At 56.4% G+C, this 17,067-nt stretch carries 16 protein-coding genes and 2 pseudogenes; 6 read left to right on the top strand and 12 right to left on the bottom strand.

The window, feature by feature from the left end; translation table 11 throughout:
• The first annotated feature begins 45 nt into the window (after positions 1–45).
• The gene (locus tag OMP40_RS27660; RefSeq protein ID WP_277536126.1) at positions 46–726 is read left to right on the top strand and encodes a LysR family transcriptional regulator; all 681 of its coding nucleotides are present in this window, start codon (positions 46–48) and stop codon (positions 724–726) included.
• On the top strand, positions 726–968 hold the full coding sequence (locus tag OMP40_RS27655) for a LysR substrate-binding domain-containing protein (RefSeq protein ID WP_277538066.1): 243 nt from the start codon (positions 726–728) through the stop codon (positions 966–968). Before OMP40_RS27660 ends, OMP40_RS27655 begins: the two co-directional genes overlap by 1 nt.
• Here the strand turns inward: OMP40_RS27655 and OMP40_RS27650 are convergent.
• The 10 genes and pseudogenes from OMP40_RS27650 to OMP40_RS27605 all read right to left on the bottom strand — a co-directional run bounded on the left by OMP40_RS27650 (position 965) and on the right by OMP40_RS27605 (position 11,032).
• Positions 965–1,249, bottom strand: a complete 285-nt coding sequence (locus tag OMP40_RS27650; RefSeq protein ID WP_277536125.1) for a hypothetical protein — start codon at positions 1,247–1,249, stop codon at positions 965–967. The genes OMP40_RS27655 and OMP40_RS27650 overlap by 4 nt on opposite strands.
• Before the next feature lie 4 nt (positions 1,250–1,253).
• Positions 1,254–2,783 (bottom strand): hypothetical protein, encoded by a 1,530-nt coding sequence (locus tag OMP40_RS27645; RefSeq protein WP_277536123.1) that lies wholly within the window; start codon positions 2,781–2,783, stop codon positions 1,254–1,256.
• A gap of 27 nt (positions 2,784–2,810) precedes the next feature.
• Positions 2,811–3,494, bottom strand: coding sequence for a PAS domain-containing protein (locus OMP40_RS27640; protein WP_277536121.1), 684 nt, complete (start codon positions 3,492–3,494; stop codon positions 2,811–2,813).
• Between the two features lie 529 nt (positions 3,495–4,023).
• Complete coding sequence (locus OMP40_RS27635; protein WP_277536119.1) at positions 4,024–5,010, bottom strand: SLAC1 anion channel family protein; 987 nt, start codon at positions 5,008–5,010, stop codon at positions 4,024–4,026.
• Between the two features lie 100 nt (positions 5,011–5,110).
• On the bottom strand, positions 5,111–6,004 hold the full coding sequence (locus OMP40_RS27630) for a LysR family transcriptional regulator (protein WP_277536117.1): 894 nt from the start codon (positions 6,002–6,004) through the stop codon (positions 5,111–5,113).
• A 156-nt stretch (positions 6,005–6,160) separates the two neighbouring features.
• Positions 6,161–6,481, bottom strand: coding sequence for a hypothetical protein (locus OMP40_RS27625; protein WP_277536115.1), 321 nt, complete (start codon positions 6,479–6,481; stop codon positions 6,161–6,163).
• Positions 6,482–6,618: 137 nt separating this feature from the next.
• Positions 6,619–7,212 (bottom strand): YdeI/OmpD-associated family protein, encoded by a 594-nt coding sequence (locus OMP40_RS27620; protein ID WP_277536113.1) that lies wholly within the window; start codon positions 7,210–7,212, stop codon positions 6,619–6,621.
• Between the two features lie 20 nt (positions 7,213–7,232).
• Positions 7,233–9,489, bottom strand: a pseudogene (locus OMP40_RS27615) (ATP-binding cassette domain-containing protein).
• Between the two features lie 89 nt (positions 9,490–9,578).
• A complete protein-coding gene (locus OMP40_RS27610) occupies positions 9,579–10,286 on the bottom strand; it encodes a DNA alkylation repair protein (protein WP_277538064.1) in 708 nt (235 codons plus the stop codon).
• Positions 10,287–10,705: 419 nt separating this feature from the next.
• Positions 10,706–11,032 (bottom strand): hypothetical protein, encoded by a 327-nt coding sequence (locus tag OMP40_RS27605; RefSeq protein ID WP_277536111.1) that lies wholly within the window; start codon positions 11,030–11,032, stop codon positions 10,706–10,708.
• A gap of 133 nt (positions 11,033–11,165) precedes the next feature.
• Here OMP40_RS27605 and OMP40_RS27600 point away from each other — a divergent pair, with 133 nt between their 5' ends.
• The 4 genes and pseudogenes from OMP40_RS27600 to OMP40_RS40515 all read left to right on the top strand — a co-directional run bounded on the left by OMP40_RS27600 (position 11,166) and on the right by OMP40_RS40515 (position 14,222).
• The gene (locus OMP40_RS27600) at positions 11,166–11,822 is read left to right on the top strand and encodes a PucR family transcriptional regulator (protein ID WP_277536110.1); all 657 of its coding nucleotides are present in this window, start codon (positions 11,166–11,168) and stop codon (positions 11,820–11,822) included.
• A gap of 102 nt (positions 11,823–11,924) precedes the next feature.
• A complete protein-coding gene (gene ald / locus OMP40_RS27595) occupies positions 11,925–13,055 on the top strand; it encodes an alanine dehydrogenase (RefSeq protein ID WP_277536107.1) in 1,131 nt (376 codons plus the stop codon).
• Positions 13,052–13,645: pseudogene (gene alr / locus OMP40_RS40520) on the top strand (alanine racemase); the annotation flags it as partial. The gene ald and the pseudogene alr, both read left to right, overlap by 4 nt.
• A 64-nt stretch (positions 13,646–13,709) precedes the next feature.
• Complete coding sequence (locus tag OMP40_RS40515) at positions 13,710–14,222, top strand: alanine racemase (protein ID WP_338131248.1); 513 nt, start codon at positions 13,710–13,712, stop codon at positions 14,220–14,222.
• A gap of 147 nt (positions 14,223–14,369) precedes the next feature.
• Here OMP40_RS40515 and OMP40_RS27585 read toward each other — a convergent pair whose 3' ends face one another.
• Positions 14,370–14,744, bottom strand: coding sequence for a carbohydrate-binding protein (locus OMP40_RS27585; RefSeq protein ID WP_277538061.1), 375 nt, complete (start codon positions 14,742–14,744; stop codon positions 14,370–14,372).
• 973 nt (positions 14,745–15,717) lie between these two features.
• Positions 15,718–16,740, bottom strand: coding sequence for a hypothetical protein (locus tag OMP40_RS27580; RefSeq protein WP_277536106.1), 1,023 nt, complete (start codon positions 16,738–16,740; stop codon positions 15,718–15,720).
• Positions 16,741–17,067 lie beyond the last annotated feature (327 nt).

The following is a 17,067-nucleotide window of genomic DNA, read 5'->3' as shown; positions in this document are numbered from 1 at the left end:
AATAGGATTTATTCAATATACGAATATATTAGGGAGGGCTACCATATGGAATATTTACAGCTGCGTTATTTCGCGGAGGTGGCCAGGCTGCAAAGCTTTTCGAAGGCTGCGGAGGCGTTGCACATCGCCCAGCCTTCGCTAAGCCGGGCGATCAAAAGTCTTGAAAACGAGCTTGGCGTCGTCCTGTTCGATCGCACGACCCGTTATATGCGGCTAACCGACGACGGCGAGATCGTGCTGCGCCATGCGACGGCCGCGCTGTCCATGATACGGGATCTGGTGACGACGCTGAACGAGGGCCGACAGCTGCAAAGCGGCGAGCTTTTGCTCGGTTTGCCGCCCGTTATCGGCGCCAGCATATTTGCCGGGATCATCGCCGGCTTCCGGTCCGAATACCCGGGGATCCGTCTGCGGCTCGTCGAGGAAGGCGGCAAAATCGTGGAACGGCTGCTCATTGAATCCAAGCTGGACGTCGGCATCGTCGTACTGCCCGTGGACGAAAAACAATTCGAGTCGCTGACGCTGACGGAGCGCAGGTTGTCGTTGGTGTTGAAGGCGGATCATCCGCTGGCCTCGAATGATTCCGTGCGATTGTCCGAACTTAGGGGGGAGTCGTTTATTATGTTTAAAAAAAGGCTTCTCTCTTTACGATCGCGTGAGAGAAGCCTGCATCGGGGGAAGGATTCGAGCCTCATATCGCTTACGAGAGCTCCCAATGGGATTTGATGGCGGAAATGGTAGGCGCAGGCCTTGGCGTTGCCTTGCTGCCGGACGTAGCCGCACGGAAGATTCAATCCGACGCGGTATGCATTATACTGCTGACCGAGCCGGCGATCCGCTGGGACATCGCCGCGATCTGGCCGCGCGACCGTTATTTGTCGCATGCGGCCAGGGGCTGGATCGCCTATATGCGCGAGTGGAAAAAAGGAAGGGACGCGAACGTCGAATCGCAGTCGGGCAAGCGTTAAAATTTTAGTTTTTCCGCCGCCTTCCGCTTGGCGTTCAACGCCATTCGGCCTGTCCGGATGAGCGCCATCGCATCCGGATTGTCCGCGACATTTTGGGCGGACTGGTTCAGACGTTTCGACAGCTTGCCCAGCGTACCGTTGGAATCGTTTAAAAACGCGTTCATATCGAACACGCTTTTGGGCAGCTTCGTCTTTTGAATCGTTTGAACCAATCTTCGTACCGCTGCCACCTGCCGTGCTTGCTTGTCCGCTCTGAGTCTTGCTATCTCTTCTTCGTCCATCGGTTTAAGCTCGGTCGTCGAGCCGGAACTCACGGCGTTCAGCAGTTCTTTGAACGCTTTTTTTATTGTGCGGCGTATGACTCATCTGGCGCTCGAGATTTTCCGAGTAGGCGAACGGATCCCGCAGTACCGCAGCCCCTCCGAGCTTATTGCCGCTGTGCTCGGCGCTCGGCGCGCCAAGGAACAAGCTGTCCATGCCGCCTGTCCCTTCGAAGAAGACGGCTTGCAAGGACGTTACCTTACCGTCGACGACCAGCTTCAGCATCATCTTGACGAGCGTCTCGGCGGAGTAGCCGGAGGCGCTGCCGTCTTTCTTTTTCTTCGATTTTTCCTTGGACCGTTCCTCTTTGCCGCCGGCTTCGAAGCTGCGCGTCAGTTCGGAGACGCCCGTGACGCTGACGAACTTCTGGAGATGCTCGGTCAGGTTGCTTCGGACGGTGTGCGATTTCGATACGTTGTGGTTGAGATAATACAGCATAATCGCCGCCAGTTCGCGGTCTTCGAACGTCGCTTTGTCGTCCAGCTCGGCACCCGTCGCCAGCTTGTACAAGGAAGCGGCGCTCGGATCCTTGGCCATTTTCAGCATCGCTTCAATGAGCTTGTCATAATCGGCGGGCGGCTCTTTAATCGTAGTGCCGCGCGCCTCCGCATTGCCGCCGGCTTGAATGAAGTGGCCGGTGCCTTCGCCGATTCGCAGCCGCTGCTCGCCGACAAAAAAATAATCCTGAGTCGTCAGATCGGCGATTTTCGGATTTTTGCTGCTGCGGTCTGCCGCATAAATTTTCCGATGGAGCGGCTCGTCGAACCGATGCTCGTCTTTTTTCGATTCCAGGGAAGACGATCGAAGGATTTCCATATTGGAAGCGGTCAGATTGATTAATATTCGCAGCTTCTGCTTGGCGTCCAGCTCCGTCGTTTCGTCGTCGCTGCTCTCCTCGACGTCCGAGGAATACTTCGTTTTTTTCGGTTTGACGTCGGCGTCCAGCTTTCGCTTTTTCTTGTCGGGTCTTCCGTCGCTTTCTTTGCGCTTGCGCTTTTGAGGCAGATCCTTGGCGTCTCCTTCTAAGTCCATGCCGCGCATGCGGAGCATATCCTCCGCGGCCGTAAGAGCCCCGCTGTGCCTGACAGTCCAGTCCGACAGCGACACCGGATCGTCGCTCCCGCGGCTGTCTTCGAAATCTTTGAGGACCGTCTCGAACACCGCCATCATGTCCGTATCATCGCGCTTCCATGCCATGAAGTCGCGGAGCAGCGCTTCGATTTTTTGCTCTTCCCGCTTGTCTTCGCCGCCGGTTTCCGTTACGAACTTCCCCTGCATAACCGGTTCCGCCGGGCCTGGCGCGCCTGTGTTCGCCGGCACCGGCGCGTTGGCGCCGCGCAGCATGCCGAGCAAGCCGCGATTGCCGACCGCTCGCTGCAACTGCAGTAAGCGGTGAACGGACTTCGGGCGATCGGCATCGCCTTTAATCGGACCCGCTTGGGCCGCTCGCTGCGGCGACTTTCTCGCGGACGGCTTGTTCGCACGATCGAACATCCTCGATTCCCCCCTATCGGCTCTGCGCTATTCCGCCGGCTTGATCCCCGTGATGTCTCGCCCGACGCAGATCGTCTGCACGATCTCTCCGGCTTCGTCCCGAACATAGTCGGACGTCGTCTCGTAAAGGCGGTATTCCCCGTTTTTATGGCGAACGCGCCCGATAAAACGGACCGACTCGCGATGAATATACGACAGGCCGCGAAATTCGACCAATCTCCTGATCTCGTCCGGATGGTTAAAAGCCGCCGCGGGCTTGCCGATGACTTCTTCCGGCAAATAGCCGAGCAGCGCAGTGACCGACGGCGATATGTAAGTGAACACCCCGTCCGCCGAAAAGACGGAGACGATGTTTTGTGGGCGCTCCAGCTTCTCGAGCGTGATGAGCCAGCCGGCTTGTCGATCGCCGCTTCGAAGCGGCACGCAGGAGAGCCTGATCTCGAGTTCATGTCCCTGCGAATGACGGGCGCTGCATTCAAGCTTCGAAGCGGTCATGCGGCCGTCGGCGAATGGGACTGCGCCGGCGGGTTCGATGTATCGATCAAGGGGCATTTGCAACGTTTCCTCCCGCACGAATCCCAGCATAGACAAGAGCGCTGCGTTGACCTGCTGAATGCGGCCGTCGGGATCGACGACGAGAAGTCCGTCCGGATGATCCTCAAAGTAATGTTGAAAAAGGCCCTGCGATAAAAGCACGTCGTTTTGCAGCATGTTTGTCCGCCCTCTGGTTGTTGCATAGGCTAATTATATACCGACTTTTCCGGTTCATAAAAGACAAACAAGTCAAAAAATGCGCATTTCGCCCAGCTTAGGAAGAAAAACGGCCCTTGCAGCCTTTGTTTGCGCAATGGCGCGCAGCGACCGGACTGAAGAGCCCTTATTTTTGTTCCTAACGCGATTTGCGGCCCGCTCGCGGACCCAGGGGCCTTTATGGAGGGATTGGAGACTTATTTAGCCCGGATCTGGGTGAATAACGACTCTCCAGTCCGAAATAATCGCAATTGCGCCATTTTTTTATGAAATAGCGTCATCGGAGTCCATCTGAGTCCGGCATCTTCGCTCGGCGTACATTCGGCTGCTCAGCAATTCTCAATTGCCTCTCAAGCTTACCTTTCCGCCTAACGTCATCGTAAGGTTAGAAAATGAAGTCGGCGGAGGGGATTGAATGCCGCCGCTCAAAAGACCCGGCCGAATCCGACCGAGTCCGACCGAGTCCGAACCTTAGTCTGGTTCTTGCGCTTTATTTTCCTGCGAGCAGCTTTCCTGCCAGAAGCATGCCCAAGGTGCGATACAGGAGTACGGCCAGAACGATGCTGAGCAAGCCCAATACGGCCGCGGACAGGAGCGTGAAAGGCCAGGCGTGCCTTAACAGCGCGTATTTTAATGCGGCGATGCTGAGCGCGGCCATCGGGAAACCAACGCCCCACCAGGAAGCGCCGAACGGAATGGACTTGTTGAACACTTTAAAGAACAGGACGGCGAAAAGAAATAAACCGAAGTAAAACAGCGCGGATGCGAGCGAATCGACGCGTCCCGCAACGTTCGAATACCCCAGAAATCCAACTTCGAACGGGGCGATCAGAATCAACAGGGAAGGCGTTATTCCAGCCGGCAGCGGGGCCTGATGAACCAATCTCGATAAAATCAGCGTGAAGTAAACGAACGCGATGAAGCCGCCGATCGCAAGCGACAGCAAATTGATCTCATGCGTCCAGGAGAATGGCATCGTGCCGCCCGCGACCGCGATATCGAGCGTACCGACGACGGGAACGAGCATAGCCGGCACCGTATGTCCTGGCTCGCGATGTCCGGTCAGTATTCTAGATACGAACACAAAGCTGAGCGTTAGCGTAGTCGCCGTCCCCGCGATCCAACAAGCTTGTCCGGCCAGCGGAAAATAGCGTCCGACGACGGAGGAAAGGAGCAGTACGGAAATCGTAATCGTTCCGAAAAAATTTCCGGAGATGGGGTGCTTGAATTCTTCCTTGACAGTGCGCGGATATAAAAAACATTTTGACAAATAGCCGATGCTCAGCGCCATGAATAAGACGACCGCGACCATTCCGCAAATATCCGCGATCTCGACAGGCGTCCCGAAGAGCTGGCTTGCTTCTCTCCATGCCAAGGAAAGGCCCGAAAATCCCATCACCGAGGCAAACAAATTGACGGGTAGAAACTGAACGGATCCGACTGTAGACAGTTTAAACTGTGCAGTTAACGCACGCATCGATGGCTCTCTCCCTTCTATTGTCGCTTCATTGTAGAGGGAGAAGGATCGATAGATCAATATTGCGTTTTCTATAAAAACGATAGACGCGACCCGCACTTCAGGTGTTTGACTTCAACCTTTTAACTCGTGCACGCATGAGTTCGATAAATCCCTGCGCGGCTTTACCCATATATTTATCGCGCACATAAGCGATTCCTACATCTCTCGTCAAGGCGGGATTATGAATCGGAATGGAAACTAAATCTTCGTATTCATACATCTCAATCAGCGTTTTGGACAAGACGGAGCCGCCTGCGCCTGACCGGACGAGCCCGAACAATGAATCGATCGTCGTCGTCTCGATCAAAGGCTTGAGCCTGAGTCCGGCTCGGGCGCAGGTCGAATCGACCAATTGACGGCAGCGATGGGATTCGGGGAAGGTCACGACCGGCACGCTCAAAATTTCCTCAAAATCGATGGCACTGCGGCCGGCATATGGATGTCCGGTTGTCGCGACAAAGTAAAACCGTTCGCGGTATAACGGAATCGTAACGATCCTCTCATCCTCGATCGGCAGTATCGTAACGGCGATATCCAATTCGTTTTGCAGCAGTCGGGTCGCGATATCTTCCACGCCTAAAATTTTTATCTGGACTTTGGGATAATCGCGGTGAAAATCGATCAGCAGGTTCGATACCAATTGGTTGAGCTCGCCCGGGAGCGCGCCGATCGACAGTTTGCCGCGCTCGATCTGCTGCAGCTCTTCAATTTGTTCTTTCGCGCTCGCGAGATTGCCGAACGCCAATTTGCTTTGCGCGTACATAATCATGCCGGCTTCGGTTAAAGCGATTTTTCTCCCGATCCGGTCGAACAAAGGAACGCCGATCTCGTCTTCAAGCGCCTTGATCTGATGACTCAAGGACGGCTGCGTAATTCCGAGCTTCTCGGCCGCTCTCGTAAAGTGCAGCTCCTCGCAGGTCGCGATAAAATAATCCAGCTGTCTTAATTCCAACGGGGCCGCCCCTCCTTCGCTTTACGGCTGTCGCCTCTTATTTATGAAAAGGAACCTTCAAACGGCATTGCCGTATCGTCGCTAACCGCCGACGCGAAGCTGCTTCGTAATCGCAAAATGATCGTTCGGATATATCAGATGAATCGTGATCGTATATTACCCGTCGGAAGGAAACGTATAGCCGGCCGTGTAGCCGTCGCCTGATTTTACGGCGTCGATCAGGCTGGGCAAATTGTTTTTGGAATTGATTTGAAATTGAGCCTCGGCTTCCAATGCGGCAAATTTCTCGTTATCGATCGTGGCGATCAGCTTGGCTGCCTGCCCCGCCTCGGGCGGCGACGGTTCGCTGCTAAGCGTAACTTCCGAAAATTTCAGCGTCCGCTCTTTCCCCGCTGCCCCGCAGCCGGCCAGCATCAGCAACGCGACGATTGCGAAAATGACGCATAGCGAGCGCCATCTCGCGTCGTGTATCTTCATGAGCGTTTCCCCCTGCTCTTGTCCTGTGACCATCAATCATACGCTTTTCATCCGGCATAAACAAACAGCCCTTTGCGTCCAAAGATCGCTAGGGCTCATCCGCTTTTGCATCAAAAGCTCAATATGGCATAGTCGCCTTAATCGTCCAGTCCTTTGCCTTCGAGCATTTTCTGCTTGTACTTTTCGATCCTGGCTTCTCTCGTTTTCGACTGCTTCGGCTGCGAAAAATGAAGCAGATAACCTCTTTGCCTCCCCGGCGTCAAAGACTCGAACGCAGCCTTGAGGTCGGGATTCTCGTCGAAGGCGCGTTGAAGCTCTTCGGCGACGGGGTATTCAGCGTTCTTTTTAAACGTGACTTCCAGCCCCGACTTCTCCACGTTGATCGCATCGCGAACGTACGCCTTTACGATTGCCTCTTGTTCCACGATTTCATCGACGCTCGTGAACCGGAGCTGGCGGCCGGCCTGCACGTTCTCCGTCTGCTGGATCAGAATCCCGTTCGGATCCTTCAGTAGAACGCCTTTATGGAACAACAGGGCGCAATATTCTTTAAAGCCGTGAATGAGGAGGACGTTTTTGCTCTGATACGTGTAGCACGGATGCATCCATTTGAAGTCCTCGGTCAGTCCGCAGTCCATGACGATTTCTCTTAATTGCTCGTATTCGGCCTTCCACCGTTTCGACTTTTCGAAAAAGGCGTCGGCTTTCGGATGCGTTTGGCGGTTGATCATGGAACAGCCTCTTTTCTGCTTTAAGCCAAATATTTGCCCGTGATCGACCTTTCCTCGCGTACGATCTGCTCCGGCGTGCCCTCGAACACAACTTGTCCGCCCCGGCTGCCCCCGTCCGGTCCCATGTCGATGATCCAATCGGCCTGGCTGATCACGTCGAGATTGTGTTCGATGACGATGACCGTGTTGCCGGCGTCGACGAGCCGGTTCATGATCTCGAGCAGATGGCCGATGTCCGACATATGCAGCCCAGTCGTCGGCTCGTCCATCACGTAGATGCTGCCCTTCTTGTGCAGCTCGCTCGCCAGCTTGATACGCTGGCACTCCCCGCCCGACAGCGTGCTGAGCGGCTGACCGAGCGTAAGGTAGTTCAGTCCGACGTCGCTCATCGCCTGGAGCTTGCGCACGACCTCTTTCAGCTTGAAGAAAGCGAGCGCCTCCTCGACCGTCATTTCCAGCACTTCCGCGATCGACTTGCCGTCCAGCTTGTACGCGAGCACTTCCTCCTTGAACCTTTTGCCGCCGCAAACTTCGCAGGGCAGCTTCACGCTGTCGAGGAACGCGAGGTCCGTGTATACGACGCCGAGCCCTTGGCAGTTCTCGCAGGCGCCTTTGGAGTTAAAGCTGAACAAGCCTTGGTTGACCTTGTTCGCGGATGCGAACGCCTTGCGCACGTCATCCATGATGCCCGTATACGTCGCCGGATTCGAACGTGTCGATACCCCGATCGCCGTCTGGTCGATCACGATCGCATCCGGATGTTCGCCGAGAAATACCTCGTTGATGAGCGTACTCTTGCCCGAGCCGGCGACGCCTGTCACGACGGTCAGCACGCCGGTCGGAATATCGACGCTCACGTCCCGCAGATTGTGCAGCGAAGCGTTGCGCACGGGTAGCTTGCCCGTCGCCTGCCTGCAAGCGCGCTTGAGCTGCAGCGGACGCCTCATGTAGTTGCCCGTCAACGTGCCTGCGTCAAGGAGGCCTTCGAAGCTTCCTTCGAACACGATATTTCCGCCCCGGCCGCCGGCATGCGGACCGACGTCGACGATATGGTCAGCCACCTTGATCACGTCGGGATCGTGCTCGACGACGATGACCGTGTTTCCTTTGTCCCGCAGCTTTTGCAGCAGCTCGTTCAACCGATGCACGTCGCGCGGATGCAAGCCGACGCTCGGTTCGTCGAAAATATAAGTGACGTCCACGAGACTGCCGCTCAGATGCTTCACCATCTTGACGCGCTGCGACTCGCCTCCGGACAGCGTATCCGTCTCCCGGTCGAGCGTCAGGTAGTCGAGACCGATGTCCACCAGATGCTGCAGCCGTTCCGTCAGCGATTGGACGATCGGCGCGGCTGCGGGATCTTCGATTTCGCGGATGACGTGAACGAGCCGCCCGACCTCCATCGCGGACAGCTCCGCGATATTGTAGCCCTGGACCTTGCAGCTCAGCGCGGCTTTGCTGAGTCTCGCGCCGTGACAGCTGGGGCAGATTCCTTCGGTAATGAACGGCGCGACCGTCTTCTGCGTTCGCTCGGACTTCGCTTTCAGATCCTGTTTGATATATTTATTGGTAAATTTCTCGAGCGCGCCTTCGACCGTAATATTCATCGCCTTGCCGGCGAAGTCCATCTTTACTTTCCTCGCCTTGCCATACAGCAGCTGGTCCAGCTCTTCCGCCGAATAGTCCTTCAGCTTCTTGTCCGGATCGAAGTCGCCCGACTGCAGGATCATGTTCAACTCCCAGCCGCCCGCGCCATAATCGGGGGAGCATGATCGCGCCTTCGTTCAGCGACCTGGACATGTCCACCGCCTTGCTCATGTCGACGCCGAGGCTGCGTCCGATGCCGTTGCACGCAGGACACATGCCTTGCGGATCGTTAAAGGAGAACAGGTTGACGGAGCCGACGCGGGGCTTGCCGATGCGGGAAAACAGCAGGCGGACGATGGGCGATATGTCGGTGATCGTCCCCATTGTGGAATGCGAGCCGCCGCCGAGCCGTTTTTGGTCGACGATGACGGCCATGCTTAAGTTCTCGATCGCATCCGCTTCCGGCTGCGGATATTTAGGCAAAAAGGTCCGCACGAACATGCTGAAGTTCTCGTTCAGCAGCCTCGTGGATTCCGCTGCGATCGTATCGAAGACGATCGAGGACTTGCCTGAACCGGACACGCCGGTGAAGATCGTAATTTTACGTTTGGGGATACGCAGCGAAACGTTGTTGAGATTGTTCTCCCGCGCGCCTGAGATGACGATATACTCCTGGTTGGGTGCGTTCATGATCGGCATCCTTTCCTATGTATTCGTTGCAAAAACGAGCCGGGCTTTCGGTATCGTGTCAATCTCGGAAACTGGCCATCGATCAACGATTAACATCTGACGTGCTTGCGTTTAAAACCAAGCTGATTTTTCTCGACGGCCTTGCGGATCGTGTCGGCGGCATTCAGATGCTTGCTCTTGCCCTTGGCGCCGTTCACTTCGACAGGGCCGACGGCAAGCGCCGTCTCCATTGCTTTGGCATGGAGCGGCAAGTAGGATATGGCCGTCGTATAAATGAACTGATTGATCGCGTATCTCGTCCGTTCCGGCGCGTCATGGATCGAATTTGCCGCAAGTTCAAGCATGCCGGCGAGCTTCCGCTCCGAAAAAGCGTCGTCCGTCCGATTGCCGATCAGCCAGCAATAGCAGTTCCAGCCTGCCGACATCTTGAGCTCGTCGCCGCTGGCGATCCAGACATCGGCGACGTCCTGCGCGATCGGCGCTTCGGATAAAGTCACGGCGACGACGAAGTCGGACAGCATATAAAAATAGGCCGAATCGATCCACCGTCCGAAGTCGGCCGCCGTCATGGCCTTCGGATCCGCGATGATGCCGGCGAAGTACATGGCGTCATAGTTGCCCGTCGCGTAGAGCTGCTCCGCGAGCGGCTGATTGATTTTAATTTTACGGAACAACGGCTTCATCTCGCCCGTCGCGACGCCGAACAGCGGCTCGCGCGCTCCGTTCGAAATATACATTTTTTTCAAGCGCTCCTTGCCCAGCGCCTCCAGCTCCTGCATGACCGTATCCAGCTCCATTCGCCGGCTCCCCTCCATCGCGAGATGCATCCTGTCGCTTTTTCTCATTATACAAGCTTCTCGCGAATCGCAAAACGATAGCATGTCGCTTGCCGTCTTCGTACGCGCGCTTGAGATCGTTCGAATCGGACAATGGCCGGTTTGCGCGAAAATCATAAACTGTACGAGACAAATTCCGCGCAAATCTCAAATCTGATGAAAAGCGCGATGTTACGAAACCGCCGAATGTGATAAAAATAAGGAATCGGAAGCTTTTAATCAGGGAGTTATCGTACATGGACAATGGCAGGAAATCGAACATCGGTACGGCAAAGGACAAAAATCCGTTCGAAAGAAGCTTCGACGGCTTGGAGATGTTGGCAGACGCGATCAGCGAGCATTTGCGATGCTCGGTCACGATCGAGGACGCCGGCCATCAATTAATCGCCTACAGCTCCCATCAAGGAGAGACGGACCCGGCGCGCATCTCGACCATCATCGGCAAAAGAGTGCCCGATAAAGTCGTGCAAGCGCTGTGGCGGGAAGGCGTAATCCCGAAGTTGATGAAAAGCGAAACGCCCCTCCTCGTTTCTCCGATCGACGAGATCGGGCTGGGCGAGCGGGTGGCGGTCGCGATTCGGAAGGAAAGCCAGGTGCTGGGCTACATTTGGCTGGTCGCGGGCGACAAAGACCTGAAGCCGGATTATATATGCGAAGAGCTGGCCAAGGCGGCCAAAGCCGCCAAGACGAAGCTGCTTCAGCTTCATCTGACGCACCGCAGAGCGGAAATCGGGCAGCAGGAATTTTTTCGACAGCTTTTGTCCGGCGATTTAAGGACGGATTCGGAGGTCAAGCGGCGGGCTGAGGAGCAAGGGCTCGCGCTTCCCTCTTTTTTACTGCGTGAGCATTCTTCCCTTTCCGGCGGAGGTCTCCGAGAAGCAGCAGCAGCAAATCCAGTACTTGATCGCGACGGCGCTCCAGAAGCGCATCGCGCTTCACGCGATCGATCGCGATCGGCTCCTCTTGCTCGAAGCCGTCCCCGCGCGGGAGCCTTCGGCTTCGACGACGTCGGCTCTGACGCTGTTGGCCGACCAATTGAGGCAGCGGTTCGACGCCCCCGCGCTTCCGGGCGGCAGCGGCGCCGTCTACGACGACTATGCGCGCGTATCCGCGAGCCGCGAGGAAGCCTGGACCGTCATTCGGCTTCGCGGCTCCTTTCCCGATGCATTGAAGGACGTCCATCGCTACGCAGAACTGGGCTACTACCGTCTGCTGCCCGACGTCCAGCATCACCGACAGGAGCATTATTATAAAAACGAATGCCTGCATCGCCTGGAAATATACGATCTCGAGCACAACGGCGACCTGCTGCGGACGCTGGAGGTTTATCTTGATCGGGACAGCAACCTGAAGGAATCGGCGGAAGCGCTCCACGTGCACGAGAATACGCTAAGCTACCGGTTGAAGCGGATCGCGCACATCGGCGGCATCGATCTCTCCCGCATGGATCAAAAGGTGACCTGTTACCTGGAATTCAAATCCAGGCGACTTCGTTAAAAACCACAAACCCCCGCTCTCCGATTCTCTTTTTCCGACAAACCGTCGCAGGACGCGCTCCCTTATACTGTTCATAAAACGAACGATAAGGGAGTTTTCGACATGATCATCGGCGTGCCCAAAGAAATCAAAAACAACGAAAACCGCATCGCGCTCACGCCCGGAGGCGTCTCTGCCTTTAAGCAGTCCGGTCATGAAGTCGTCGTCGAGCGCGGAGCCGGCGCGGGCAGCGGCTATCGCGACGACGATTTTGCGGCTGCGGGCGCCCGTATCGCGGCTCGGGCTTCCGAGGTCTGGCAGGCTTCGGACCTGATTTTGAAGGTCAAAGAACCGATCCCCGAAGAGTTTGCGTATTTCCGCAAAGACCTCATTCTGTTCACGTATCTTCATCTTGCGGCGAACCCCGAATTGGTCCAGGCGCTCACGCAAGCCGAGGTGATCGGGGTCGCCTACGAGACGGTCTCGCAAGGGAGAACCTTGCCGCTGCTCACCCCCATGAGCGAGATCGCGGGCCGCATGTCCGTTCAGATCGGCGCCCATCTGCTGGAAAAGATGCATGGCGGCAAAGGCATTCTGCTTGGCGGCGTGCCCGGCGTCCGGCGCGGCAAGGTGACGATCGTCGGCGGAGGCGTCGTCGGGACGAACGCCGCCAAGATCGCGGCGGGCATGGGAGCGCAGGTGACGATCCTGGACAAGGATGCCGACCGGCTGAGGCAGCTCGACGATCTGTTCGGCGCGAGCGTCACGACGCTGATGTCGAATCCGTCCCATCTTGCGGAGGCGGTCGCCGAAGCGGACCTGTGTATCGGCGCCGTGCTCATCCCCGGCGCGAAGGCGCCGAAGCTCGTGAGCGAGGATATGATCCGGTCGATGCAAGCCGGCTCGGTCGTCGTCGACGTCGCCGTCGACCAGGGCGGCGTGTTCGCGACGATCGAACGCGTCACCACGCACGACAGCCCCACTTTCGAAAAGCACGGCGTCATTCATTACGCGGTCGCGAATATGCCCGGCGCCGTGCCGCGGACTTCCACCATGGCGCTGACGAACGTTACCGTTCCCTATGCGCTGCAAATCGCCGATCAAGGCATCGCGAAGGCCGTCGAGCGTAACGCCGCGCTTAAGCTCGGCGTCAATACGGCGGCAGGGTACGTGACTTACGAGGCCGTTGCCCGGGATCTGGACCGCGAATACGTTCCTGTCGAGATGGCAATGCGCGGCGGAAAGCTCGTATGATGCCTGTCGGTTGCCGGGATACGCGGGCGGAGGTATCGCTCGATGCGATCGCTTACAATGTAGGCTTGTTCAAAGGGAAACTTGCGGAAGGCTCGCGGCTCATGGCCGTCGTCAAGGCGGACGCCTATGGGCATGGCGCAGTGCCGGCGGCGCGGGCCGCTCTCCAAGCGGGAGCCGATTATTTGGGCGTAGCGTTCGCGGATGAAGCCATCGCCTTAAGGGCTGCCGGCATCGAGGCGCCGATACTCGTCCTCGGACATTCGGCGCCGCGGGCGATCGAAGCCGCGATTATCCGACGGATCGCGATCGCCGTAACTTCTTGCGAGATGTGGGACGACGTCGTCTCCGTCGCGTCCAGGCTCGGCAAGCAGGCCGTCGTTCATTTGAAGGTCGATACCGGCATGGCCCGCTTGGGCTTTCAGCCCGAAGATGTGTTGTCCTTTTGCTTGGAAAGCGCGCATCCGCTCGTGACGATCGAAGGTATTTTCACGCATTTTGCCGATGCGGACAACCCTGATCCGTCGTTTACCAACGCTCAATTTGAGCGCTTCGTCTCCTTAACCGGCCAGTTGGCAGATCGCGGTCTTTCGATCCCGATCAAGCATTGCTGCAACAGCGCCGCTGCGATGCGGTTCCCCCGAGATGCGTTTGGATATGGCCAGAATCGGCATCGCGATGTACGGCCTTTCCCCGCTGGCAGGAGCGCCGCTTCCTTCCTTTCCGTTGCGGGAAGCGATGCAGCTGAAGACGAGCATTTCGTACATAAAACCCGTAAAAGAAAATCGGACTGTCGGCTACGGCTTATCGTACAGGACGCAAAGGGAGAGCCTGATCGCGACACTCCCGATCGGTTATGCAGACGGTTTGTCGCGTCAGCTATCGAACAACGGCTTCGCGCTCGTTCGGGGCGTTCGCGCGCCGATCGTCGGCCGCGTATGCATGGACCAGACGATGCTCGACGTCACCTCGGTGCCGGACGTCATGCCGGGAGACGAAGTCGTGCTGTTCGGATCTCTGGGAGACGAACGAATCTCCATTGGCGAAGTCGCCGCGCGCATGAACACGATCGCTTATGAGACCGTCTGCCTGATCGGCAAAAGAGTGCACCGAATTTACGTAAGAAACGATATCGTCACTGCACCGTGGCGCCCGCGTTCGCGCTGTTGAGATATTCCAGCTTGGCGAAGTTCATAGACATGATTCGATCTTTTTCCGTTCATGAACGCTTTCCCTCCCCGCCGAAGCTTGTGCAATATAATGTTAAACAACCCGAGCCTCAGAGGCATCGGGTTGTTAGCGCTGCTTCGCGTTGAATCAGGCGGCTAATAACTTGAAATAATCGATATTGCCGATTTCGTCGCCGGCCGCGTTCTCGAACGTGAGGTACAGGTTTTGAATGCCCGCGGCAGGCGCGAGCGCGATCTGCGCCGTTTTCCACGTCTGCAGGCCGCCCGTCGACGCGATATTAAGCGTGCCGATGACGGTGCCTGAAGGACCGCCGATCCGCAGCCGAACGATGCCCGTCTTGTCCGAAGCGAATTTAAACTCCGCTTTGGTCATTCCCGTCAGGTTCACGTTGGCGTAAGCCGTCCAATCGCCGGGCTTCAGGGCGCCGATATATTGCGCGCCGGTCGAGCCGGAGGCGATTGCGACGCCCAGCTGCGCGCCATATTTCTCGGCTTCGATCATGGTTGGAGCCGGTGCGGTCGCGACCGGCGCAGCGGCGCCGGCATGCAGGCTCTCCAGTACGGCATGCGCTTCCTTCATAGAGGCCACCATTTCCGTATAGGGCTGATCCTGCTGATTCACGAGACCGGTGTTGTAGCTCTCGCCGTCCGGCCTTCCCGTCACCGGCTGATCGTAGTACGAATACCAGCCGGATCCGACGAACAGCGGATTGGCCGCTTGGCTCTCGATAAACGTCTCGAACGCCCTGCCTCTGTCCGCGATGCTCTCCGTCTTCGTCGGAGCGCTAATATAGGTCAGTCCCCTGGTTGCGGTACCAAACGAGTATTCTTGATTCAAGAGCGGTTTGTCGTAAGCCGCGTATTTAGCCATCCAATCAGCGTTCTGCGTGTAGCTGTCCACAGAAAAGGCGTCGACGTAGGGCATGGCTCCTTGATCCCAATCCAAGCTCGTGCGCCAGGTCGGAACGACGGAGCTGCCGAGGAACAGATGGTTCGCATCGTACTTTTTGATGATGTTGCGGATCGTGGAATAATACGTTTTGGACGCCAGCCGGATATATTCGGATACGTCGACGGCCGGCACCTTGGCGATGTCGATTCTCGTATTCTTCAGCGCGACGAACGATGCGGCGCTCGTTCCGAGCAGTCGATTGACCGTTCCCAGGTCGCCCCTGTATCGGGCGGCCATAAAATCGACGAACGCACTTTTGGCGGGGGAGCTCTCGTCGTATTGCAAGATTTGCTTCACGATCTCGCTGTCCCAGCCCGCTTCGTTGTCATACGTATATCCGATGAGCCATGCGCTGCTTCTCGCAGCTTGAAGCTGCGTCTTCAGCGCGCTGTCGATGATCGTCTCGCTCTCCGGATCGAAGACGTCGTACGTCCACAAAATTCTCCGCAAGTTCGCAGGGTCCTGCAGCACTTGAACGTAAGGGAAAGTGACACCCTTCGGCTTTGTCCATTTTGCGAACGCGTTAAAGCCCCAATCGATCAACCGCTTCTTGGTGATGTCTTCCCATTTCGCCTCGTAGTTGTCGCCGTATTTTTTCATGACGTTGGCGACGACGAAGCTCACGTACTGGCCGTTGGTATCGTTGGTATAAGCCGGAGCATACAAGCTCTTGTCCGGCAGCTCGTCGAACACAATCCTCGGGCTCCCGTCGGCTTTGTTGACCGGCGTCTTGTAGCCGGCCTCCCACAGACTTGCCGCATCGACGCCTTTCATGATATACGGATAGCCATCGGGCGTGATGAACCACCATTTGCCGTCTATTTTTTTGCAGTCGGAAAAATCCGGTCGCTGCGTACTTGCCCATACTTTTAATTCCGCCGTAAGCGTCGTATTTAGCCAGGTTCAAAGCAGTCGTCGCCAGCTGAGTCGCTTCGTTCGCATACTCAAATTGAAGCTGCACGTCGTAGCCGACTTTGCCGGGCCACGTCTCGCTTATCCATTGACCATACTTGTCGACCATCAGCGCATCCTTGGACAGCTCGGCCTTGAGATCCGTCGCAGTAAGGGCGTCGGTCGAAATCTCGCGCGCTTCGCCGGTCCCTTTGTAAAACTCCACTTCCGTGAGCGGGATATGCTGATACTGCTGCGTTCGCCGGATTTCCAGGATGACATATCTGGCCGTTGCGTTGGCCATCGGCACGGTGACGGTATAATTCAGATTCGTGCCCGACCTGACATGCCTGGCGGCGATATAGTAGCCGAGCTTCGCTTCAGGCCGATACTTGACGGTGATATCTTTAAAGCCCCAATAAATGTTTTGGGAATTCATGACGATGTTGATCTGCTCCAACGGATAGTCCCTTAAGAGATCGAAAACGACTCTTACGGTCGTCAAAGCGGTCCCGCTGCCCATCCAACCGGCATAGTTGCTCAAACCGTCAACCAGCACGCCGTTCGCCGTCGATACCAGTCCGCTTGTCACGCGATCGGGAGAGCTGCCCGCGTCTGGCTGCGGGCTGTATAAATAATTGCCCGATTTGATCAACGTGCCTTCGGCATGGGCGCTTTCGTTCGGGAGCGCGGGTATTGCAATGATGAACGCCAAAACAACTGAAATAATAATCTTTAATTTCCTATTATATGAATTTTTCATCATAAACCTCCTTTGTTACCCTTTTATATCGGATGTCAAATCGATAATATTAATTTATATATATTAATATTATTCCCTCATAATGGATAACGTGAACACTCCCTTTTGTAAAATGCGTCAGATGACCCGGTAAACGATATACTTTTGCCGGATGGCATAGCATCTCTTTTCGCTTCGGTAGGCCGAACCGCACAAAAAAAAGGAGCCGAAAAGGCTCCT

It is taken from the genome of Cohnella rhizosphaerae (genome assembly GCF_029525575.1).
Lineage (GTDB): Bacteria > Bacillota > Bacilli > Paenibacillales > Paenibacillaceae > Cohnella > Cohnella rhizosphaerae.
The sequence above is the reverse complement of the archived record's forward strand: the minus strand, read 5'-3'. Positions and strand labels throughout refer to the sequence as shown.